The organism is Streptococcus parapneumoniae (assembly GCF_037076355.1).
GTDB classification, from domain to species: Bacteria; Bacillota; Bacilli; order Lactobacillales; family Streptococcaceae; genus Streptococcus; species Streptococcus parapneumoniae.
The window spans coordinates 2,247,499-2,270,995 of sequence record NZ_AP026968.1 but is presented as its reverse complement, the minus strand read 5'-3'; the positions used below and the strand labels follow the sequence as shown (position 1 = coordinate 2,270,995).

The 23,497-nt window shown below is 39.2% G+C and carries 22 protein-coding genes; 20 read left to right on the top strand and 2 right to left on the bottom strand.

Annotated features, from left to right (window positions below):
• Positions 1 to 10: 10 nt before the first annotated feature.
• The 11 genes from glpO (at position 11) to adcA (ending at position 11,012) form a co-directional block, all read left to right on the top strand.
• The gene (glpO, locus tag SP4011_RS11135; protein WP_338619334.1) at positions 11 to 1,837 is read left to right on the top strand and encodes a type 1 glycerol-3-phosphate oxidase; all 1,827 of its coding nucleotides are present in this window, start codon (positions 11 to 13) and stop codon (positions 1,835 to 1,837) included.
• A 70-nt stretch (positions 1,838 to 1,907) separates the two neighbouring features.
• Positions 1,908 to 2,612 (top strand): MIP/aquaporin family protein, encoded by a 705-nt coding sequence (locus SP4011_RS11130; protein ID WP_338619332.1) that lies wholly within the window; start codon positions 1,908 to 1,910, stop codon positions 2,610 to 2,612.
• A gap of 335 nt (positions 2,613 to 2,947) precedes the next feature.
• Complete coding sequence (locus SP4011_RS11125; protein ID WP_000813667.1) at positions 2,948 to 3,079, top strand: teichoic acid D-Ala incorporation-associated protein DltX; 132 nt, start codon at positions 2,948 to 2,950, stop codon at positions 3,077 to 3,079.
• Between the two features lie 20 nt (positions 3,080 to 3,099).
• Complete coding sequence (dltA, locus tag SP4011_RS11120) at positions 3,100 to 4,650, top strand: D-alanine--poly(phosphoribitol) ligase subunit DltA (RefSeq protein WP_338619330.1); 1,551 nt, start codon at positions 3,100 to 3,102, stop codon at positions 4,648 to 4,650.
• Complete coding sequence (dltB, locus tag SP4011_RS11115) at positions 4,647 to 5,891, top strand: D-alanyl-lipoteichoic acid biosynthesis protein DltB (protein ID WP_173253002.1); 1,245 nt, start codon at positions 4,647 to 4,649, stop codon at positions 5,889 to 5,891. Before dltA ends, dltB begins: the two co-directional genes overlap by 4 nt.
• A 12-nt stretch (positions 5,892 to 5,903) precedes the next feature.
• Entirely contained in the window at positions 5,904 to 6,143 is a 240-nt protein-coding gene (gene dltC, locus SP4011_RS11110; protein ID WP_173253001.1) for a D-alanine--poly(phosphoribitol) ligase subunit DltC, read from the top strand.
• Positions 6,136 to 7,404 (top strand): D-alanyl-lipoteichoic acid biosynthesis protein DltD, encoded by a 1,269-nt coding sequence (dltD, locus tag SP4011_RS11105; protein WP_338619327.1) that lies wholly within the window; start codon positions 6,136 to 6,138, stop codon positions 7,402 to 7,404. The genes dltC and dltD overlap by 8 nt, the downstream gene beginning before the upstream one ends.
• Positions 7,405 to 7,553: 149 nt before the next feature.
• Complete coding sequence (gene adcR, locus SP4011_RS11100) at positions 7,554 to 7,994, top strand: zinc-dependent transcriptional regulator AdcR (protein WP_001249308.1); 441 nt, start codon at positions 7,554 to 7,556, stop codon at positions 7,992 to 7,994.
• Positions 7,994 to 8,698: a metal ABC transporter ATP-binding protein gene (locus SP4011_RS11095; RefSeq protein WP_049546880.1), complete on the top strand. Its 705-nt coding sequence runs from the start codon at positions 7,994 to 7,996 to the stop codon at positions 8,696 to 8,698. Before adcR ends, SP4011_RS11095 begins: the two co-directional genes overlap by 1 nt.
• Complete coding sequence (locus SP4011_RS11090) at positions 8,691 to 9,497, top strand: metal ABC transporter permease (RefSeq protein WP_000950038.1); 807 nt, start codon at positions 8,691 to 8,693, stop codon at positions 9,495 to 9,497. The genes SP4011_RS11095 and SP4011_RS11090 overlap by 8 nt, the downstream gene beginning before the upstream one ends.
• Positions 9,498 to 9,506: 9 nt before the next feature.
• Entirely contained in the window at positions 9,507 to 11,012 is a 1,506-nt protein-coding gene (gene adcA / locus SP4011_RS11085) for a zinc ABC transporter substrate-binding lipoprotein AdcA (RefSeq protein ID WP_338619324.1), read from the top strand.
• Positions 11,013 to 11,430: 418 nt separating this feature from the next.
• On the opposite strand, the gene SP4011_RS11080 is transcribed toward adcA, so the two are convergent.
• Positions 11,431 to 12,687, bottom strand: a complete 1,257-nt coding sequence (locus SP4011_RS11080; protein WP_173217988.1) for an ISL3 family transposase — start codon at positions 12,685 to 12,687, stop codon at positions 11,431 to 11,433.
• Positions 12,688 to 13,079: 392 nt separating this feature from the next.
• On the opposite strand from SP4011_RS11080, the gene SP4011_RS11075 reads away from it, so the two are divergent.
• Positions 13,080 to 13,448: a hypothetical protein gene (locus SP4011_RS11075; protein ID WP_338618901.1), complete on the top strand. Its 369-nt coding sequence runs from the start codon at positions 13,080 to 13,082 to the stop codon at positions 13,446 to 13,448.
• 234 nt (positions 13,449 to 13,682) lie between these two features.
• Here SP4011_RS11075 and SP4011_RS11070 read toward each other — a convergent pair whose 3' ends face one another.
• Positions 13,683 to 14,339 (bottom strand): hypothetical protein, encoded by a 657-nt coding sequence (locus SP4011_RS11070; protein ID WP_338618900.1) that lies wholly within the window; start codon positions 14,337 to 14,339, stop codon positions 13,683 to 13,685.
• A gap of 59 nt (positions 14,340 to 14,398) precedes the next feature.
• Here SP4011_RS11070 and SP4011_RS11065 point away from each other — a divergent pair, with 59 nt between their 5' ends.
• The 8 genes from SP4011_RS11065 to SP4011_RS11025 all read left to right on the top strand — a co-directional run bounded on the left by SP4011_RS11065 (position 14,399) and on the right by SP4011_RS11025 (position 23,490).
• Positions 14,399 to 15,052, top strand: coding sequence for a helix-turn-helix transcriptional regulator (locus SP4011_RS11065; protein ID WP_338618898.1), 654 nt, complete (start codon positions 14,399 to 14,401; stop codon positions 15,050 to 15,052).
• Between the two features lie 3 nt (positions 15,053 to 15,055).
• Positions 15,056 to 15,334 (top strand): hypothetical protein, encoded by a 279-nt coding sequence (locus tag SP4011_RS11060; protein WP_338618897.1) that lies wholly within the window; start codon positions 15,056 to 15,058, stop codon positions 15,332 to 15,334.
• Positions 15,331 to 15,495, top strand: a complete 165-nt coding sequence (locus tag SP4011_RS11055) for a hypothetical protein (RefSeq protein ID WP_338618895.1) — start codon at positions 15,331 to 15,333, stop codon at positions 15,493 to 15,495. Before SP4011_RS11060 ends, SP4011_RS11055 begins: the two co-directional genes overlap by 4 nt.
• Positions 15,496 to 15,499: 4 nt before the next feature.
• Positions 15,500 to 16,621 carry a replication initiator protein A gene (locus SP4011_RS11050; RefSeq protein WP_338618893.1) on the top strand — a complete coding sequence of 374 codons (1,122 nt, stop codon included), beginning with the start codon at positions 15,500 to 15,502 and terminating at the stop codon, positions 16,619 to 16,621.
• A gap of 4 nt (positions 16,622 to 16,625) precedes the next feature.
• Positions 16,626 to 16,862, top strand: a complete 237-nt coding sequence (locus tag SP4011_RS11045; RefSeq protein ID WP_338618892.1) for a hypothetical protein — start codon at positions 16,626 to 16,628, stop codon at positions 16,860 to 16,862.
• Positions 16,863 to 17,240: 378 nt separating this feature from the next.
• Positions 17,241 to 17,555 (top strand): hypothetical protein, encoded by a 315-nt coding sequence (locus SP4011_RS11040; protein WP_050254393.1) that lies wholly within the window; start codon positions 17,241 to 17,243, stop codon positions 17,553 to 17,555.
• Between the two features lie 190 nt (positions 17,556 to 17,745).
• Entirely contained in the window at positions 17,746 to 19,410 is a 1,665-nt protein-coding gene (locus SP4011_RS11475; RefSeq protein WP_419992022.1) for an SEC10/PgrA surface exclusion domain-containing protein, read from the top strand.
• Positions 19,411 to 19,557: 147 nt separating this feature from the next.
• Entirely contained in the window at positions 19,558 to 23,490 is a 3,933-nt protein-coding gene (locus SP4011_RS11025) for an SspB-related isopeptide-forming adhesin (protein WP_338618891.1), read from the top strand.
• Positions 23,491 to 23,497 lie beyond the last annotated feature (7 nt).

Genomic DNA, 23,497 nt, shown 5'->3' with positions numbered 1-23,497 from the left:
GTGTGTAAATATGGAATTTTCAAAGAAAACACGTGAATTATCAATTAAAAAAATGCAGGAACGCACCCTGGACCTCTTGATTATTGGGGGAGGAATCACAGGGGCTGGTGTAGCCTTGCAGGCGGCAGCCAGTGGTCTTGAGACTGGTTTGATTGAAATGCAGGACTTCGCAGAAGGGACATCTAGCCGTTCAACTAAATTGGTTCACGGAGGACTTCGTTACCTTAAGCAATTTGACGTAGAAGTGGTCTCAGATACAGTTTCTGAACGTGCAGTGGTTCAACAAATTGCCCCACACATTCCAAAACCGGACCCAATGCTCTTACCAGTTTACGATGAAGATGGAGCAACCTTCAGCCTCTTCCGTCTTAAAGTAGCCATGGACTTGTACGACCTCTTGGCAGGAGTTAACAACACGCCAGCTGCAAACAAGGTTTTGAGCAAGGATCAAGTCTTGGAACGCCAGCCAAACTTGAAGAAAGAAGGCTTGGTAGGAGGTGGAGTTTATCTTGACTTCCGTAACAACGATGCGCGTCTCGTGATTGAAAACATCAAACGTGCCAACCAAGACGGTGCCCTCATTGCCAACCACGTGAAGGCAGAAGGCTTCCTCTTTGACGAAAGTGGCAAGATTACAGGTGTTGTAGCTCGTGATTTGTTGACAGACCAAGTCTTTGAAATCAAGGCCCGTCTGGTGATTAACACAACAGGTCCTTGGAGTGACAAGGTGCGTAATTTGTCTAATAAGGGAACCCAATTCTCACAAATGCGTCCAACTAAGGGAGTTCACCTAGTCGTGGATTCAAGCAAGATCAAGGTTTCACAGCCAGTTTACTTTGACACAGGTTTGGGTGACGGTCGTATGGTCTTTGTTCTCCCACGTGAAAACAAGACTTACTTTGGTACAACGGATACAGACTACACAGGGGATTTAGAACATCCAAAAGTAACTCAAGAAGATGTAGATTACCTACTTGGCATTGTCAACAACCGCTTCCCAGAAGCCAACATCACCATTGATGATATCGAAAGCAGCTGGGCAGGTCTTCGTCCATTGATTGCAGGCAATAGCGCTTCTGACTACAATGGAGGAAATAACGGTACAATCAGTGATGAAAGCTTTAACAACTTGATTGCGACTGTTGAATCTTATCTCTCTAAAGAAAAAACACGTGAAGATGTTGAGTCTGCTGTTAGCAAGCTTGAAAGCAGCACATCTGAGAAACATTTGGACCCATCTGCAGTTTCTCGTGGTTCTAGCTTGGACCGTGATGATAATGGTCTTTTGACTCTTGCTGGTGGTAAAATCACAGATTACCGTAAGATGGCTGAAGGAGCTATGGAGCGCGTGGTTGACATCCTCAAAGCAGAATTTGACCGTAGCTTTAAACTCATCAATTCTAAGACTTACCCTGTTTCAGGTGGGGAATTGAACCCAGCAAATGTGGACTCAGAAATCGAAGCCTTTGCTCAACTTGGAGTGTCACGTGGTTTGGATAGCAAGGAAGCTCATTACCTAGCAAATCTTTACGGTTCAAATGCACCGAAAGTCTTTGCCCTTGCTCACAGCTTGGAACAAGCGCCAGGACTCAGCTTGGCGGACACCTTGTCTCTTCATTATGCAATGCGCAATGAGTTGGCACTTAGCCCAGTTGACTTCCTTCTTCGTCGTACCAACCACATGCTCTTTATGCGTGATAGTTTGGATAGCATCGTTGAGCCAGTTTTGGATGAAATGGGACAATTCTATGATTGGACAGAAGATGAGAAAGCAACTTACCGTGCGGATGTCGAAGCAGCCCTCGCTAACAACGATTTAGCAGAATTAAAAAATTAAGAAAAAATAAAAGAGGTGGAGGGCAGGACTCCTAGTCTACCCTCTCCTTCTTTTTAATGGAGACAGAAAGATGATGAATGAATTATTTGGAGAATTTTTGGGGACTTTAATCCTGATTCTTCTAGGAAATGGTGTTGTTGCAGGTGTGGTTCTTCCTAAAACCAAGAGCAACAATGCAGGTTGGATTGTGATTACCATGGGTTGGGGGATTGCAGTTGCGGTTGCAGTATTTGTATCTGGAAAACTCAGTCCGGCTCATTTAAACCCAGCTGTGACCATTGGTGTAGCCTTAAAAGGTGGTTTGCCTTGGGCTTCCGTTTTCCCTTATATCCTAGCTCAGTTCGCAGGGGCCATGCTCGGTCAGATTTTGGTTTGGTTGCAATTCAAACCGCATTATGAGGTAGAAGAAAATGCAGGCAATATCCTAGCCACCTTCAGTACCGGGCCAGCCATCAAGGATACAGTTTCTAACTTGATCAGCGAAATCCTTGGAACTTTTGTATTGGTCTTGACAATTTTTGCTTTGGGTCTTTACGATTTTCAGGCAGGTATCGGAACCTTTGCAGTGGGAACTTTGATTGTCGGTATCGGTCTATCACTAGGTGGGACAACAGGTTATGCCTTGAACCCAGCTCGTGACCTTGGACCTCGTATCATGCACAGTATCCTTCCAATTTCAAACAAGGGAGACGGAGACTGGTCTTATGCTTGGATTCCTGTTGTGGGACCTGTTATCGGTGCAGCCTTGGCAGTGCTTGTATTCTCACTTTTCTAGTTTATACTCTTCGAAAATCAAATTCAAACCACGTCAGCGTCGCCTTACCGTACTCAAGTACAGCTTGCGGCTAGCTTCCTAGTTTGCTCTTTGATTTTCATTGAGTATTAGAAAACAATTATGATGATAGAGCTTGAGATGGAAATCTCAGGCTTTTTTCTTTTGAAATAGACATAGAAAAACCGCATAATCCTTAAAATAAGCTGAAATCTAGTGAAAACATACGGTAAACAATTGAAAAAATACTATATAAAGTGGTACAATGGTAGAAAAATAAGCTAGTAAGAATCACTCTTATTTTAGCGAAAAATTACAGAAATGAATGGTTTTTCTTTATGAAACAGAGAAAAGAATTGTACCTCTTTCTTGGTCGGACAGCCTTGTATTTTCTTATCTTTCTAGGGCTGCTTTACTTCTTTAGCTATCTTGGTCAGGGTCAAGGAAGCTTTATCTATAATGAATTTTAACTTGAAGGAGAATCCCTATTGTGTCAAATAAACCAATAGCAGATATGATTGAAACCATTGAGCATTTTGCTCAGACACAGCCTAGCTATCCTGTTTATAATGTTTTGGGGCAGGAACACACTTATGGCGATTTGAAGGCTGATTCGGATAGTTTAGCTGCAGCCATTGACCAACTAGGCTTGCCTGAGAAGTCTCCTGTGGTCGTTTTTGGTGGCCAAGAATATGAAATGTTGGCAACTTTTGTAGCCTTGACTAAGTCAGGACATGCCTACATTCCCATTGACAGTCATTCGGCCTTGGAGCGAGTTTCGGCTATTTTAGAAGTAGCGGAGCCAAGTTTGATTATTGCCATTTCAGACTTTCCAGTGGAGCAGGTTTCTACACCGATGATGAATCTAGCTCAGGTTCAAGAAGCCTTTGCTCAAGGGAATAACTATGAAATCACGCATCCAGTCAAGGGCGATGATAATTACTATATCATCTTTACTTCTGGTACGACTGGTAAGCCAAAGGGAGTGCAGATTTCCCATGATAACCTCCTCAGCTTTACCAATTGGATGATTACGGACAAGGAATTTGCGACGCCAAGTCGTCCGCAAATGCTGGCTCAGCCACCTTATTCTTTTGACCTGTCTGTCATGTACTGGGCACCGACCTTGGCACTTGGTGGTACGCTTTTTGCTCTTCCATCTGCCATTACTCAGGACTTTAAGCAACTCTTTGCGACCATCTTTTCATTGCCGATTGCTATCTGGACATCAACCCCTTCTTTTGCGGATATGGCCATGTTGTCTGAAGACTTCAACAGTGAGAAAATGCCTGGTATCACTCATTTTTACTTTGATGGCGAAGAATTGACGGTTAAAACGGCTCAAAAACTACGCGAGCGTTTCCCAAATGCCCGTATTATCAATGCCTATGGTCCAACAGAAGCGACAGTGGCTCTGTCAGCTGTTGCTGTGACAGACGAGATGTTGGCGACTCTCAAACGCCTACCAATCGGCTATACCAAGGCTGATTCTCCAACCTTTATCATTGACGAGGAAGGCAATAAATTGCCAAATGGCGAACAGGGAGAAATCATTGTTTCTGGACCAGCCGTTTCAAAAGGCTATATGAACAATCCTGAAAAAACAGCGGAAGCCTTCTTTGAATTTGAAGGTCTACCAGCCTACCATACAGGAGATGTGGGAACTATGACAGATGAAGGCTTACTTCTCTACGGCGGACGCATGGACTTCCAAATTAAGTTCAACGGTTACCGCATTGAGTTAGAAGATGTCTCTCAAAACCTCAACAAGTCTCGCTTTATCGATTCTGCTGTCGCTGTCCCACGTTATAATAAAGACCACAAGGTGCAAAATCTATTGGCCTATGTCATTTTAAAAGATGGTGTGCGTGAGCAGTTTGAGCGTGATATCGATATTACCAAGGCCATTAAGGAAGATTTGACAGACATCATGATGTCCTACATGATGCCGTCTAAATTCCTTTATCAAGACAGTTTGCCACTGACTCCAAATGGAAAGATTGACATTAAAGGATTGATTAACGAGGTGAATAAGAGATGATGGAGTTCTTTCAACAGCTTCCTCATTTAGAGCCATACGGCAATCCTCAGTATTTTGTCTATGTGATTGCTGCAACCTTGCCCATCTTTATCGGTCTCTTTTTCAAGAAACGCTTTGCCTGGTACGAAGTGCTGGTAAGTCTCTTCTTTATTGTCACCATGTTGGTAGGTGGGAAGACCAATCAGTTGGCTGCCTTGGGTATTTACCTTTGCTGGGAAATATTGCTCCTGCTTTTCTACAAGCATTATCGAAAAAGCAAGGATGGCAAGTGGGTCTTCTACTTAGTTAGTTTTCTGTCCCTCCTTCCGATTATCTTTGTCAAGGTGCAGCCAGCTATCAATGGAACGCAGTCTTTGCTTGGATTTTTGGGAATTTCTTACCTGACATTTCGTTCGGTTGGGATTATCATCGAGCTGAGAGATGGAGTGATTAAGGATTTTACCCTCTGGGAATTCCTTCGTTTCCTTCTCTTCATGCCGACCTTTTCAAGTGGTCCAATCGATCGCTTTAAGCGATTTAATGAAAATTATCAGACCATTCCTGAGCGAGATGAGTTGATGGATATGCTGGATGAATCTGTTCGCTATATCATGTGGGGCTTTTTGTACAAGTTTATCCTAGCTCATGTTTTAGGAGAGACCTTACTCCCTCCTTTGAAGAATTTAGCCTTGCAGTCAGGTGGCTTCTTTAACCCCTATGCCTTGGCAGTCATGTATACCTTTGGTCTGGAACTTTTCTTTGACTTTGCAGGTTATTCTATGTTTGCCTTAGCCATTTCAAATTTGATGGGAATCCGTAGCCCTATCAACTTTAACAAGCCCTTTTTATCAAGGGATTTGAAGGAGTTTTGGAATCGCTGGCACATGAGCCTTTCTTTCTGGTTCCGTGACTTTGTCTTTATGCGAATGGTCATGGTGTTGACCAGAAAGAAGGTCTTTAAAAATCGCAATGTAACCTCAAGTGTGGCCTACATTGTAAATATGCTGATTATGGGATTTTGGCATGGAGTGACCTGGTACTATATCGCCTATGGACTCTTTCATGGATTAGGCTTGGTCATCAATGACGCTTGGGTTCGCAAGAAAAAAACGCTCAATAAGGAGCGGAAAAAAGCAGGGAAAGCTGCTCTGCCTGAGAATCGCTGGATTCAGTTGCTTGGCATGGTTGTCACCTTCCATGTCGTCATGCTGTCATTCTTAATCTTTTCTGGATTTTTGAATGATCTATGGTTTAAAAAATAAAGGAAATAAAATATGGATATCAAATCAGAAGTTATCAAAATTATTGATGAGTTGTTTATGGAAGATGTTTCTGACATGATGGATGAAGATCTTTTTGACGCAGGTGTCTTGGATAGTATGGGAACGGTTGAGTTGATTGTGGAGATTGAAAACCGTTTTGACATTCGTGTCCCTGTAACAGAGTTTGGTCGCGACGACTGGAATACAGCTAATAAAATCATAGCTGGTATTGTGGAGCTACAAAATGCTTAAACGCTTATGGATGATCTTCGGACCGGTCTTGATAGCTAGTTTGTTGGTTTTTCTGCTCATTTTCTTTTATCCTACTGAGATGCGTCATAATCTAGGAGCTGAAAAGCGTTCAGCAGTGGCTACTACTATCGATAGTTTTAAGGAGCGAAGTCAAAAGGTCAGAGCACTATCTGATCCGAACATACGTTTTGTTCCCTTCTTTGGCTCTAGTGAATGGCTTCGTTTTGACGGTGCTCATCCTGCAGTCTTGGCTGAGAAGTATAATCGCTCCTACCGTCCGTATCTTTTAGGACAGAGGGGAGCTGCATCGCTTAACCAGTATTTTGGAATGCAACAGATGTTGCCACAGCTAGAGAATAAACAAGTTGTGTATGTTATCTCACCCCAGTGGTTCAGTAAAAATGGCTATGAGCCAGCAGCCTTTCAGCAGTATTTTAATGGAGACCAGTTGACCAGTTTTCTGGAACATCAATCTGGAGATCAGGCTAGTCAATATGCAGCGACTCGCTTGCTGCAGCAGTTTCCAAACGTAGCTATGAAGGATCTGGTTCAGAAGTTGGCAAGCAAAGAAGAATTATCGACGGCAGACAATGAAATGATTGAATTATTGGCTCGTTTTAATGAGCGCCAAGCTTCCTTTTTTGGTCAGTTTTCGGTTAGAGGCTATATCAACTACGAGAAGCATGTAGCTAAGTATTTAAATACCTTGCCAGACCAGTTTTCTTATCAAGCAATAGAAGATGTTGTCAAAGCAGATGCTGAAAAAAATACTTCCAATAATGATCTGGGAATGGAGAATGATTTCTATAATAAGCAGATCAAGAAGGATTTGAAGAAATTAAAGGATTCTCAGAAAAGCTTTACCTATCTCAAGTCGCCAGAGTATAATGACTTGCAGTTGGTTTTAACACAGTTTTCTAAATCCAAGGTAAACCCGATTTTTATCATTCCACCTGTTAATAAAAAATGGATGGACTATGCTGGTCTACGAGAGGAAATGTACCAACAAACGGTGCAGAAGATTCGCTACCAGTTAGAAAGTCAAGGGTTTACCAATATAGCAGATTTTTCTAAGGACGGCGGGGAGCCTTTCTTTATGAAGGACACCATTCACCTTGGTTGGTTGGGTTGGTTGGCTTTTGACAAGGCAGTTGATCCTTTCCTATCCAATCCCACACCAGCTCCGACTTACCATCTGAATGAGCGCTTTTTCAGCAAAGATTGGGCGACTTATGATGGAGATGTCAAAGAATTTCAATAGATAATATAGAAGAGTTCAAGAATAAAGCCGATTTTTACGTTTTTTCTTGACTCTTTTTTTGCTTGTGATATAATTAACTGGTAAATAAAATTCTACAGAATAGTATTTTTGTCTTAAAAAAGAAAAGTCCAGAAGGAAAGGAGTCAGATATGAGACAGCTAGCGAAGGATATTGATGCCTTTTTGAATGAGGTAATTTTGCAGGCGGAAAACCAACATGAAATCCTAATAGGTCATTGCACTAGCGAGGTGGCCCTGACTAATACCCAGGAGCACATTCTTATGCTCTTGTCGGAGGAATCTTTAACAAATTCAGAATTGGCGCGTCGCCTCAATGTCAGTCAGGCGGCAGTTACCAAGGCCATTAAGTCTTTGGTCAAGGAAGGGATGTTGGAAACATCTAAAGATCCTAAGGATGCGCGTGTGATTTTTTATCAGTTGACTGATTTGGCTCGTCCAATTGCTGAGGAGCACCACCATCACCATGAGCACACACTTTTAACCTATGAACAAGTGGCGACTCAGTTTACTCCAAATGAACAAAAAGTGATCCAGCGGTTTTTGACTGCTTTAGTAGGAGAAATCAAATAATGAGATACATTACGGTAGAGGATTTATCCTTCTATTATGATAAGGAGCCCGTTCTTGAACATATCAATTATAGTGTTGATAGTGGGGAATTTGTTACCTTGACAGGGGAAAATGGGGCTGCTAAGACGACACTGATCAAGGCCAGTCTTGGAATCCTCCAACCACGCATTGGTAAGGTGACCATTTCAAAGACAAATGCCCAGGGTAAGAAATTGAGAATAGCTTACCTTCCTCAACAGATTGCTAGTTTTAATGCGGGTTTTCCAAGTACGGTTTATGAATTTGTCAAGTCGGGTCGCTATCCGCGAAAGGGTTGGTTCCGTCGCTTGAATGCTCATGATGAGGAGCATATCAAGGCCAGTCTGGATTCAGTTGGCATGTGGGAACACCGAGACAAACGCTTGGGGTCTCTCTCTGGGGGGCAAAAACAGAGAGCGGTGATTGCGCGTATGTTTGCTTCTGACCCTGATGTGTTTATCCTAGATGAGCCGACAACGGGGATGGATGCAGGAAGTAAAAATGAATTTTACGAACTCATGCACCACAGCGCCCATCATCATGGCAAGGCTGTTTTGATGATTACCCATGATCCTGAAGAAGTTAAGGATTATGCGGACCGCAATATTCATCTAGTCCGTAACCAAGACTCGCCATGGCGTTGTTTCAACGTTCATGAGAATGACCAGGAGGTGGGCCATGCTTAGTTTATTATCTTATGACTTTATGCAACGCGCCTTTCTGGCGGTTATTGCTATGAGTCTTTTCTCGCCAGTTCTTGGAACCTTCCTTATCTTGCGTCGTCAGAGTTTGATGAGTGATACCCTCAGCCACGTCTCGCTTTCAGGTGTAGCCTTTGGTCTGGTTCTGGGGATTTCTCCGACTGTTTCTACGATTGCTATTGTCTTGATTGCGGCTGTCTTTCTGGAGTATCTCCGTACGGTTTATAAGAGCTTTATGGAAATCGGGACAGCAATCCTCATGTCAACGGGTCTGGCTGTTTCTCTGATTGTCATGAGCAAGGGTAAAAGCTCAAGTTCTATGAGTTTGGACCAGTATCTTTTTGGTTCAATTGTGACTATCAGCGAAGAGCAGGTTATTTCCCTCTTTGTCATTGCGGCAGTTGTTTTGATTTTGACCTTCCTCTTCCTTCGTCCTATGTATATCTTGACCTTTGATGAGGATACGGCCTTTGTGGATGGCTTGCCCGTTCGTACCATGTCTATTCTTTTTAACATGGTGACGGGGGTGGCCATTGCCCTTATGATTCCTGCTGCGGGAGCTCTTCTGGTATCGACCATTATGGTCTTGCCAGCGAGTATTGCCCTGCGTCTGGGGAAAAACTTTAAATCGGTTATGTTGCTTGCCAGTGCTATTGGATTTTTGGGAATGGTAGCAGGACTTTACATTTCCTACTATGCAGAAACACCTGCAAGTGCAAGTATTACTATTATTTTTGTAACTGTTTTCTTGCTAATTAGTTTAGTAAGACGTTTTATCAAATAGGAGACTAAGATGAAAAAAATTAGCTTATTACTAGCCAGTCTATGTGCCTTGTTTTTAGTGGCTTGTTCCCATCAAAAACAGGCAGATGGCAAACTCAATATCGTGACAACCTTTTATCCTGTCTATGAATTTACCAAGCAAGTCGCAGGAGATACTGCTAATGTAGAACTCCTCATCGGTGCTGGGACAGAACCCCATGAATATGAACCGTCTGCCAAGGCGGTTGCTAAAATCCAAGACGCAGACACCTTCGTTTATGAAAATGAAAACATGGAAACGTGGGTCCCTAAATTGCTAGATACCTTGGATAAGAAAAAGGTGAAAACCATCAAGGCGACAGGCGATATGTTGCTCTTGCCAGGTGGTGAGGAAGAAGAGGGAGACCATGACCATGGAGAAGAAGGTCATCACCATGAGTTTGACCCCCATGTTTGGTTATCACCAGTTCGTGCCATTAAACTTGTAGAGCACATCCGCGACAGTTTATCAGCAGATTATCCTGATAAAAAAGAGACCTTTGAAAAGAACGCATCTGCCTATATCGAAAAATTGCAAGCCTTGGATAAGGCTTATGCAGAAGGTTTGTCTCAAGCCAAACAAAAGAGCTTTGTAACGCAACACGCAGCCTTTAACTATCTGGCCTTGGACTATGGACTCAAACAAGTCGCAATCTCAGGTCTCTCTCCAGATGCAGAACCATCAGCTGCACGTTTGGCAGAATTGACAGAGTACGTCAAGAAAAATAAAATCGCCTATATCTACTTTGAAGAAAATGCCTCACAAGCTCTTGCTAATACACTTTCAAAAGAAGCAGGTGTCAAAACTGATGTCCTTAATCCTTTAGAAAGTCTGACAGAAGAGGACACCAAGGCGGGAGAAAATTATATCTCTATCATGGAGAAAAACCTCAAAGCTTTGAAACAAACAACAGACCAAGAAGGCCCAGCAATTGAGCCTGAAAAGGAAGAAGATACGAAGACAGTCCAAAATGGTTACTTTGAGGATGCAGACGTCAAGGACCGCACCTTGAGTGACTATGCAGGTAACTGGCAATCAGTTTATCCTTTCCTTGAAGATGGCACGTTTGATCAAGTCTTTGACTACAAGGCTAAGTTGACTGGTAAGATGACTCAGGCTGAGTACAAGGCCTACTATACAAAAGGCTATCAGACAGATGTCACTAAGATCAACATTACTGATAATACTATGGAATTTGTTCAAGGTGGACAAAGTAAGAAATATACTTACAAGTATGTTGGTAAGAAAATCTTAACTTACAAGAAAGGCAATCGTGGCGTGCGCTTCCTTTTTGAAGCGACAGATGCGGACGCTGGACAGTTCAAGTATGTTCAGTTTAGTGACCACAATATCGCCCCAGTTAAGGCAGAACATTTCCATATTTTCTTTGGAGGAACAAGCCAAGAAGCCCTCTTTGAAGAAATGGATAACTGGCCAACCTACTACCCAGATAACCTATCTGGACAAGAAATCGCCCAAGAAATGTTGGCGCATTGATGAGAAATCGACTAGTTCATAAGAGCTAGTCGGTTTTTAGATATTAGATGGCTAACTTCATTATAGACTTTTTATAGAGAAATGAAATAAGATTTGAATAAATCTATTAGGAAAGTCAAATCAATTTTTAGCAATATTTTAGAAGTCGTGACGTATTATTCCAGATTCAATCTACTATAGAACTTTAAAAAATAAATAAAACTCTTGAAATATCTGGGCTTATATGCTAGAATATAGTTAATGGATAAGGTTCATTAGAACACCAAAGCCCCTAACTACTGCCATAGTTAAGGGCTTTTTTGACGTATCTTAGCGATTTAACGGGTGTTGATAGGCTAGTCACTCGGTCTACTTCTTACCATCTAGCCATTTGCAAACGAAATAGGCTCTTTGTCAACTGTAGTGGGTTGAAGAAAAGCTAAGCTCGAGAAAGGACAAATTTCGTCCTTTCTTTTTTGATATTCAGAGCGATAAAAATCCGTTTTTTGAAGTTTTCAAAGTTCCGAAATCCAAAGGCATTGCGCTTGATAAGTTTGATGAGATTATTGGTGGCTTCCAGTTTGGCGTTGGAATAGGGTAGTTGAAGGGCGTTGGCAATTTTCTCTTTATCCTTGAGGAAGGTTTTAAAGACAGTCTGAAAAAGAGGATGAACCTGCTTTAGATTGTCCTCAATGAGCCCGAAAAATTTATCCGGTTCCTTATTCTGAAAGTGAAAAAGCAAGAGTTGATAGAGATGGTAGTGATGTTTCAAGTCTTCTGAATAGCTCAAAAGCTTGTCTAGAATTTCTTTATTCGTCAAGTGCATGCGAAAAGTAGGGCGATAAAAACGTTTATAGCTGAGTTTCCGACTATCTTGTTGGATGAGTTTCCAGTAGCGTTTGATAGCCTTGTATTCATGGGATTTTCGATGAAACTGATTCATGATTTGGACACGCATACGACTCATAGCACGGCTCATGTGTTGGACAATATGGAAACGATCCAACACGATTTTAGCGTTTGGAAAAAGCTGTTTAGCCAAGTCATAGTAGGGGTTAAACATATCCATAGTAATGATTTTCACCTGACAACGAACGGCTCTATCGTAGCGCAGAAAGTGATTTCGGATGATAGCTTGTGTTCTACCCTCAAGAACAGTGATGATATTGAGCTTGTCAAAATCTTGCGCAATAAAGCTCATCTTTCCCTTTGTAAAGGCGTACTCGTCCCAGGACATAATCTCAGGGAGGTAAGAAAAATCAGACTTAAAACGGAAATCATTGAGCTTACGAATGACAGTTGAAGTTGAAATAGCCAGCTGATGAGCAATATCGGTCATAGAAGACTTTTCAATCAATTTTTGCGCAATTTTTTGGTTGATAATACGAGGGATTTGGTGATTTTTCTTGACGAGAGAGGTTTCGGCGACCATCATTTTTGAACAGTGATAGCACTTGAATCGACGCTTTCTAAGGAGAATTCTAGTAGGCATACCAGTCGTTTCAAGATAAGGAATTTTAGAAGGTTTTTGAAAATCATATTTCTTCATTTGACTTCCGCACTCAGGGCAAGATGGGGCCTCACAATCTAGTTTAGCAATGATTTCTTTGTGGGTATCCATATTAACAACATCCATAATTTGGATATTAGGGTCTTTAATGTCTAGTAATTTTGTGATAAAATGTAATTGTTCCATATGATTCTTTCTAATGATGGTTTTGTCGCTTTTCATTATAGATCTTATGGAACTTTTTTTCTACAACAAAATAGGCTCCATAATATCTATAGGGGATTTACCCACTACAAATATTATAGAGCCACGAAATATAGGATAATTCCTGCTATAACGTCTGCCATAATAGTAAGAATGAGCTCTGGGATAAGGCTCATTAGTTTCACCTCCTTTCACGAACTGTAAGGAACGTAATCGGTAACCGATGACAAAAATAGTATACCACAATAAATTTAGATCATCAACCTCACGTAAGTGTCTAGAGTTTTGAGAAATGTAGATAGCATATAAATAAATGTAGAGAACGAGAAAATCCGTTCTCTTTTTTCGTTGTCAAAATTAAATAAAGGGGAAAAATGTCAGATAATATTGAAATTATTATGGATATTGATTCGTTAGAAATTTTCGATGTAATAGATCTTAATGAGAATGAAAATATAGTTGATCTTGTCTCTGAAGGAAATTCTGAAGAAAAGGTATCTTCATACGATGACCTCAATAGAGTTTGGCTTGTGAAAGGGTATTATTATAAGCCCTCTAGTCTACTTTGGGAAGTTATTAAAGATGATGTTATTCATGAACTAAAGCCTAGAATTAAGTTTGGCACTTATCCGTACTCCAGGAGAGCGAGAGATGGAACATGGGGACAAACTAGCCAACTGACTTATGATGAATCCCTGTGGTTGACTCTAGAGTTTAATCCAGAATTGATGGGGTATGTGTAGGAAAATAAATGATATATCTTAATTCTACACTTTGTTAATATCAAAAAACCTGGCATCTAACCAGGTTAAGGAGGAAACAAATGAAACCATTAGTAAAAATATTTACTAAAGTGACCATGTATACTTTTTTAGGTTACGCTTTATTTATGATTAGGTTGGTAGGTGGAGGTCAAACTTTATTGTCCTTAATACTAATTAGTTTAACTGTAACCGCCTTAATTTATTGCTGTACGGTTATTGAATCATTTTTAAAACAAAGAAAAAAATCCAATAGGCGATAGTGAATACATAAGTGAGAGAGTTCTTAATAGATTTCCTAAAGAATGCATTAAATCCAATCAACAAAGGGCTAAGAATGGTTGATAGGACTAAAATGATATAGAAAGCGGTAAGAACTATATTATAGCTAGGATAATCCGATAAAAGTTCGAAAGCTTTTGGTATTAAGCTACTGAAAAAACTATTTACAGCAGTTTTCCAAGAGGATAAATCGGGATTTGTACTCATCTTATCCAATATTGATTGAAAATTAGCTGGGATTTGATTACTAACTGAGAATATTGTCGTTAGAGTACTTAGGACAGAAGGAACCATTTCAGTGATTAGTAGTTTCATGTCTTTTGATTTGAAATAAACATAGCAATTGACAACGATAAGTAGAATGATTTGAGTCATAGTAATTACTTGTTTATGTTCTTGAATAAAACCTAGAAGTAAGTTTCCTAGAGATAGTGCAATTACTAGAAAAATGATAATCCACATACCTGAATTATCTGATGAGCTACTAGGTTGAGGATCACCGTATGTTAAAAATATATTTGTTGTAACACTTTGATCGATGTATTGATTTCCATGTCCGTAATGAGTTTGGTTATTATTTTTGTTTAGCATGTCACCTCCATGACCACCTACCGAAAATTATTATAACACAATATATATGAGGAGTAGTTATGTCTAATAGGCTTAAAAATCTAAGAAAAGAAAAATTGCTAACTCAAGCTGACTTAGCAAAAGTTTTGAATACTAACCAGTCTCAATACGGAAAATACGAAAATGGAAAAACAAATCTTAGTCTAGAAAATGCTCAGATTTTATCAGAATATTTTGGTGTAACACTTTCATATTTACTAGGACTTGATGATGATTCTTGTATTGATAGAAGCAAAAAGATGACCCCATTTCAGTCACTGGTTAGAGATAAAGAGATATCCCTGAAGGAGATAAGTGAGGCAACTGGTATAGGATACTCTACACTTGGAAATTACAACCAAGGAAGTAGAAGTCCGAATGCTAAAAATGCGCAATTACTATCAGAATATTTAGGAGTATCTATCCCATATCTACTCGGTTATGAAGAGAACTCTACGGTCGATAAACCAAACGCAACAATATTGACAGAGTTTGTTAAAAAACTTTCTTTTATCAGTGAAAAAAAGTCAAAACTCCTACAGGAATACATAGAACTTGATAAAAAGGAAAGAGAGATTATCAAACAGATAAGTGAGGTACAACTGATGAGTGCAGAATGTGATCTTGTGAGAAAGAAAATCAAGGAATTTAAGTTAAAACTTGGCGAATTAGAAGGAACATTGGAAGGGAGTTAATCCATGTGGTTGGAAACAATCGTTTGTTTTGATTGTGATTATGAGGAAAAATGGGAAGAAGATGATATTTTCAAACCTATTCATTGTCCTGAATGTGGAGATGTATTAGATGTTGTAGAAAGAGAATGGTTAGGTGAAACAATACTTAGAAGCACAGTGGAGTGTGAGCGATGTAACTTTTTATTTGACCATTTGGATTTTCAGCTTGGTCTATCTGAATGTCCAAGTTGCTTTTCAAAGGAACTTAAATTAGTGAAACAGAAAAAGGAGATAGTAGAATGACTAAAGAAATGTTTGTGCAATTTTCAAAAAAAGCAGCTGTTAACGAAGTGATGAAAAAGACAGGAATGAGTAAAAAACGTGCTGTTAAGGCGATTGAAGAATTAGAGAGAGAAGGAGTTCTGTTCTATGTGGGAAATGGTACTGTGATGATGGGGGTGTGATAACATGGCTGATATTACAGTAAATCAAGTGGCGACACAGACATTCTATCAAATCCCACAAATTTTCATGGTAAATGTTAAGAAAAAGTTTTCTGCTGAAGGGAAACCTACTGGGAAAATCAAGATGACGAGTGTCTATGCCAAGAAATTATCAAATGATGGCAAGATTGCTTATGGAGTACTCTATGATCGATGTATGTTAAGTATTCATTCTTACAGAAACGGTGAACTGACTTATGTTGATGAGAATGGTTCAGTATTTCTTGTCTATACGGTTGAGGACTTAATGGAAATTTTAGATCGCAGTAAGCCAACTGTATTGAAAATCAAGAAAGAATTGAAAGAGCTTGGCTTGCTTCGTGAAGTGAAACAAGGAAAGAATCGTCCGAATCGTTTGTATCTTCAAAATGTGAATGCTGAATTACAAGAATATGAACACTATGATGCTGAAGTCGTAGAAAAAGGACGTGACAAAGGAACTGTAATCTACCATCATGTAAAAACTTTAGATTACAAAGGTTGTGTCTTGTTTGAAATTGAACGTCCAAATAGTGAAGAAGAATCTGTTTTAGAAAAGCCTGTCAAATCAACCAATTCTGGAAGTCAAAAATCTTTACCTCCAAAAAAGGTTGTTAAATCAAGGAATTCTGGAAGTCAAATTTTTTTACCTCCGGAAGTAAAAAAATTTAACCCTATTAAGACTGAGAAGAGTCATACTGAGAATAATAGTACTAGACATAGTTCTAGAAAGCCTGCTTCCAATTCTAACGAATTGGATCAGACTGCTAGAACTTGTGACACTCCTTCTCAAAAAACAAGTGGGAAGAAATTTATCCAACCTCAAGTCTATTCTCTCTTGCAGGAAATTGCGGATAGCTACTTTGATCATTTACCGTGGGATAATGCTTACCATCTGACCCATCGTCAGAAAATGAAAATTGGTAGCTTTTTGGAGACTGGCTGGGTAACTAGTTCAGAAGTCTTACATTGTATTGAACGGATTCCTCAAGATTGTCAGAGTCCGTATGCTTATCTGGTTACGTCCATTGAGAATTTGATGGCTGAGAGAAAGTTAGAAGTCAAGTTGAATGCTCATAAGAGGGCGCAGGAGCAGTATGGGGGGTGAAAGTATGCAGAAAGAAGGAGGAGACTCTTTGTGGGATGAGTTCAGCGGATTTGATTTCACATTTAGAATGTTGCCAAATGGGCTTGGTGAGCATGCTTGTTCAAGAGGAAATTGGACGGAAGAAATGTTGGAGTGTTTGATTCAGGCTGTTTTAGATGTGTCTGATGATGAAGGTATCTCTCGTGAAACAGTGAAAGAATGGGTTGAGTTTTATCATCCAGTAGAGGTGACTAATAGCTAGACAAAGAAAAACACGGAGGAGACTTTTGAAAATGGGGACATTTATGTCATTCCTCTCAGCAATGTGACGATTTATAAAAAATCGTCTTATAGCTAATCCCTTGACCTCAGCAAGTCGGTAAACTGCTGATGTACATTGACAACTGAATACCCCCACTGTCCTGATTAGCGGAACTAAGCATAAAAAGAAGAACAAGGGCGGTGTGTAGGCTAGAAAAGGATATCTAGTGCTGTTCCACCACGTAAAAGCAGGCAAAGCCTAAGCTGAAGGAGTTTGCGGTTTCTAGACTTAAAACCGTGTGTAAAAAATACAGCAGGTATGTACGTTATACCTCGGCATGGCTGTAAATCAGCCTTGATTCAGTAAGGAGGAGACAAGATGAATCAATCAAAATTAGTTACAGAGGTCACTTTAGCTGACCTTAGACGCTTAGGAAATCAAGGAAATGCAACCGCAAGACTTGATAATGGCGATGAAATCAAATTAACCAGCAGATATGGTTTGGTATCTAAAAACGGATATCTAGCAGGTAAACTAGAAACGGTCTGGATGATTGTAGAATATTCAAAAATTTACAAAGAGATTCGCACCATCAAACGTGGTGATGTTCTAGTGGCTAGACGCATTAAACAAGGAAATACCAATCGTTTACTGCTGACTGGTAAAGGATATCATCGTCCAACCAAGCATTAAACAGATAGAGCCTCATCTATCTGTTTCATCAAGGAGAGGAAATCTGAACTGTTCTAAATGTCCTATCTTTGATTAAGCGGATAGATGAATGAAAATCAAGAAAAAATTGAGAAAACCCTCTAAAAATGGTAAAATAAAAGTATAAAATGAATGTTTTAAGAACGTTTTTAAACAAAAAGGAGATAAGATTATGAAATTGAGAACAACTATCTTGGCAACAACTGCCAGCGTAACTTTGCTTGGGTTAGGAAATAGTCAACCTGTGTATGCGAATAGTACAACGAGTAGTCAGGTAGAGAATTTAAAAAGTGAATTGATTAAAGCTAAGAGAGAATATGAACAAGCCAAAAGTATCTATGACAATGCTTTATCATCTGCACCTAGCAATACGATTACACTGAGCGATAAGTATATAAAGGCTTTGAAGACGGCTTTTTCTGATTTTAATATTAGCCAGACTGAACGTGATAAGGCACAGTATATTCTTGAGTCAGAGAGTGCTCAATTGAAAAATCAGCACAAGTTCCAAAAAGATTCAGTTGATCAAGGTGAGTATTTTGATGTCAACACTCTACCGCTAGTTGTTCGTCAGGAGTTGTCATTTTTTGCCCAAGATTTAATTAACCAAGTTCGTTCTCAGGTTGGGACTCCTAGTGTCAGTGTTTCTAGCTCGGCGATTGATTTTGCGGATAAGGTGGCGAAAGCATATGTTCAAGATAACTGGGGATGGGATAAAATGAATATCTCAGGAAGTTCAGGACATGATGCAACTGGAATCAATCGTGTGGCGAGAGAGTATGGATTACCTACATCTAATGCAGAATCAGAGCTAAAAGGTGGGCAAAATTATGAAAATTTAGCTTCTCGTCTACCTGGTTTTAAAACAGCTACTAAGTCTCAATTGAAAGAGGCTATTTATGATGGTATGGTTGAATTTATGGTCGGTGGGACAGAATGGGCACATGCTCAAGCAATTGCAGGATTGAACTGGGGGAATCCATCAAGTAAAGATTATTTTGGATTATCATTTTCTAGTCTTTCCTCAGTAAGCTCTGCTCATTTCATCACTATTTCTCAGGAAAATATTAATCGAGCAACGAAATCTAATTTCAGTACAGCTTCAGTAACGGATCCAAGATCTTCAAATCGTTATCAGGCTGTAAAAAAATTAGAAATTGATTACAAAAATAAAGAGAAAATTTATCAAGATTTAAAAAGTAAGCTGGAGAACCAGACAGGTAAAAGTACTGTAGAAGAAAATAATTCTAAGAAAGCAGAACCTATTAAACCGATTGAAAACACATCTGATTGGCGTGACCAATGGAAACAAGATGGAAGTTACTGGTATTATTTTGATCATGCAGGGAAAGCTCTTGTCAGTGGTTGGAAGGGAAACTATTATCTCAAATCAAATGGTGTGATGGCACGTAATGAATGGATTTATGATACAAACTATAAAGCTTGGTATTATCTCAAGTCAGATGGGAGTTATGCACTAAATAGCTGGCAAGGAAGCTACTACCTTAAGTCAGATGGAAAAATGGCACAAAGTGAGTGGCAATACGATTCCAGCTATAAAGCTTGGTACTATCTCAAGTCAGATGGAAGCTATGCACAAAATAGCTGGCAAGGAAGTTACTACCTTAAGTCAGATGGAAAAATGGCACAAAGTGAGTGGCTATATGATTCCAGTTATAAAGCTTGGTACTATCTCAAATCAGATGGAAGTTATCTGAGAGATCAATGGTTCAAGGACGGAAGTGCTTGGTATTATTTGAAAGCAGATGGTAAGATGGCACAAAATGAGACGATTGGTGGTTATCGTTTAGATTATTCTGGTAAGTGGATTTCTTAAAAAATTCATTACAATATTGTATAGAAAAGTCAGTGAAAGCTGGCTTTTTTCTTTTGGAAAGGAAAGAGATGATTTTATATTATAAGAGACCTCGGGCGCCAACATTTGAGGTTTTATATTGCTAGATATTTTAGATAAGGAGATAGAATGCACAAAGTAAGAGAAACAAAAACATATGGATCTATTCGGAAATCAAAAATTTATGGAACTTGTGGAGTGATACTAGGTTTAGCAGCTTTAAGTATGATAAGCCCAGTTATGGCAGATGAACGAACTGAAAATCCAGCTACAAATGCGCCTTATGCCCAGACGAGTCCAAGCAGTGTTTCTACTGAAAATCAAGGAAAGAGTGAAGAAAAAATAGGAAGGATAGAAATTTCTTTTTCTCATTCCAGTTTAGCTGAAACTGTTAAAAAGGCACAAGAAGCTGGATTGAAGGTGGAATTTGATTCTGTAGTAGATAAAGGAACCGCAAGTACAGCCTCTGAGTTGGACAAAAAGCAAAAGGAAGTCGAAAGCGATTATCGCACACAAGCAGATAGTATTGAGAAAGCTACTGAAAAATATATAGAAGATAAGAAACAGAATCAAGCGGAACGAAAGAAAATCCAAGATGAAAATGCTGCGAAGAAGGAACAATATCAAAAGGATTTAGTTTTTTATCAAGCTGAAGTTGAGCGTATCAATCAGGAAAATTCAAAAATCCGTGAAGAGAATGGGAAAAATCAGAAGGCTAATCAGGCAGAAATTGATCGTATCAATCAAGAAAATGCAGAAATCCGAAAACGAAATGAAGCCAAGAGAGTAGCTTATGAGAGCTCTTTGACAGACTATACAAAGAAGCTAGCAACTATTAAAGCTGAACGAGAGGCAATTCAAACAAGTAAGCCTTTATTTGGATCTGAAACAGGTTTCAAAGTTTATGGAGGTTATAATTCAGCTGGTCGCGGGAGCTTAGACTATTATAATGATTTTACAATAGTACCAGATGATAATCTACCAGTAGAGAGTTTGAGTGGTTTTTTAGGTTATCATGCAGATACCTATGTAACAGGAGGCACAGGAACTCGAGTTAGTAAGGATAGTACGGGAACTTACGATGTAATTAAATCTCCAACATTTGGAGATACATTTTATATTCATAACATTGGAACGTTGACAGATGGTAGAAAGATCATGGCAAAAGTCATGGTTTCGGATTTAGGAGACTATCAGGGAGAAGTTCGAAATGGTGTTCCTGTGACAGATTCAGATATCTACCTCAAGAGTGGAGATGGTGGTAGTCTTTATTTTGTTTATAATAATCATACACGTTTAGAGTTGATTTTTGATTTTTATATTGAAGGTACGACAACTCCTGTTTCCCTCTTAATTGGAACAGTTATTACCGATGTAGATTGGGGTCAAGGTTCAAATTTGAGTTATGGCTCGTCTGGTCGTGGAATGGTTCTTAATCCAAGTGGTTCAGGTTTGGATTTTGATGGTCGCGTTATGAAGGGAGTAGAAAATGGTGTTAATGATACCTCAGATATTCCTAAGGGTTCCTTTGCTTCAGTAGGGTATGGTTCTAGTTTAACGTATCTCCACACATCATCTCCTGCTTCGACAGAGGGAAGAACTCCTGCTGAATGGGATGCAGAGAATGCGAGTGGAAATGCTCAAAACGTTGTTTTTACAATTCTTGGGGAGGGGACAGAGTTGAAAAGTATTACACCTATCAAGCGTATCACTGAACCAATCTATGAGAAGGAAACTACTCCACCAAGTTCTCCAACTGGAAAAACTGAAGAGGTACTCCCACCTAAACCTGAGGAGCCAAAGGAAAAAGAACTCCCCTCTTTAGTGTCTCCTCCAACAGTAAGGGTCAGATATGCACGCTTACAGACAATACCTGGCCTAGAAAAGTTTGTAAAAAATCCTTCTGGTGAATCTATTGATAAAAGCTATGTGCCTAAGCTTTCAACGGTACAGTGGGAATTAACAACTAAGCCTCTTCCAGCTAATCGTGAAGCTACTACAGACTTTGAGATTGTGGATGCCTTGCCTTCAGGTTTTGTACTAGATGTAGAAGCTTCAAAGAAGGCTAGCTCAGATTTTGAATTAACTTATGACGAATCGAGCCATGTTGTTCGAATTAAAGGTTTAGAAAACTTGAAATCTAAACTAAATCAGGATTTGAGTAAAGAAGTGCTGGTTCCAGCTCCAATTTTAGTAGGAAAAGTTATAAATGATGGTGCGACCTATAAGAATAACTTCCAATTAAAAATTAATAATAAGTACGAAAGCTATTCAAATATTGTTCAGGTTTCAACACCTGGTAAACCGAATGATCCTGACAATCCGAATAATAACTTAATTCAACCTCTTAAACATAATTACAATAAGGATAAAGTTGTCATTGATGGTAAACCAGTTCTAGCAGGTTCGACAAATTATTACCATATTACCTTGGATTATGATCAGTATAAGGGAATAAAGGCAGATCCATCCGCTATTCTAAAAGGATTTGGAGCAATTGATGATTACCCAGAAGAGGCTGTTACGATTAATCAATCGGATATTCGTTATATTGATAATGAAGGAAAAGAAGTTTCTGGTATCTCGGTGTATCAGTATGATTCTATAGATGCCGTTGATAATGATAAGGTTAAAGCTTTTCTTGCTAGTTCTGAAATTAAGCCCAAAGGTGCTTTCCAAGTATTTTTAGTGGATGATCCAGAATCCTATTTTAACCAGTATATTAAATCAGGGAAATCGGTTACAATTATTAATCCAATGGTAACTAAGGAAGAACTGCGAAATACAGGGAAATCATTTGAAAATACAGCTTATCAAGTTGATTTTGGTAACGGTTATCAAACTGATACAGTTGTAAATAATGTTCCTACTGTGAAACCAACCAAGAAGAATTTGAATAAGGCAGGTGTGAACATCGATGGGAAACAGGTCTTGGCAGGTTCTGTCAACTACTATAAGGTAACGGCAGATTATAGTCAATACAAGGGAATTGAAGCGGATAAAGATCGTATTGGCAAAGGGTTCTATATCGTTGATGATTACCCAGAAGAAGCTGTTACCATCAATCAAGACGGTGTTCAAGTGACTGATTCTAAAGGTCAGCTTGTTAAAGGTTTGAGAGTAAGTCAATATGACAGTTTAGATCAAGCACCTGCTGGAGTTCAAGAAGCTCTTAAATCAAGCAACTTCAAACCAAAAGGAGCTATCCAAGTGTTTGAGGCAGAGAATCCAGAGGAGTTCTACAAGACTTATGTGCAAGCTGGAGAAGTTCTGACTATTACCAATCCAATGACTGTTAAGAAGGAATTGGGTCAAACAGGTGGTAAGTATGAGAATACAGCCTATCAAATTGATTTTGGTATGGCTTATGTTACTGAAACTGTAGTCAATAATGTTCCGAAGATTGAACCAAAGAAAGATGTGGTGATTGACCATCTAAGTAAAGAAAGTTTAGATGGAAAAGAGGTCAAGATGAATCAAACATTTAATTATAAATTAGTTGGTTCCCTGATACCAAAGGATCGTTCGGAGCAGTTGTTTGAGTATAAGTTTAGCGATGATTATGATGAAACACATGATGAGTATCAAGGTATTTATCAAGTGTTTGCGACTGTAGATTTTGAAACAAGTGATGGCCAAAAATTTAAAGCTGGTGATGAATTAACTAAATATACTAGTCAGGTAGTAGACAAGGATAAAGGTAAAGTAGATATTAGCTTTGATAATACTTTCTTGAAGTCAATTTTAGAAACTTCAGTATTTCAAGCAGAAGTATACCTACAAATGACACGTATTCAGTCAGGAACAGTAGAAAATACATATCGTCATACGGTTAATGGTGTGGAAGTTGTATCTAACATGGTTGTGACTCATACTCCAGAAGAAGTCAAACCAGAACAACCAAAGAAAGAAGAACCGAAACACGAGAAACCAAAAGAAGAAGTTTCAAAAGTGGAATTGCCTAATACTGGTATGAGTCGTTCTAACAATTTAGCTCTTCTTGGAATGACTATGGGAACAATCGCTTTAGCTTTATCTATGCGAAAAAAGAAGGAAGAATAGGTTAAAA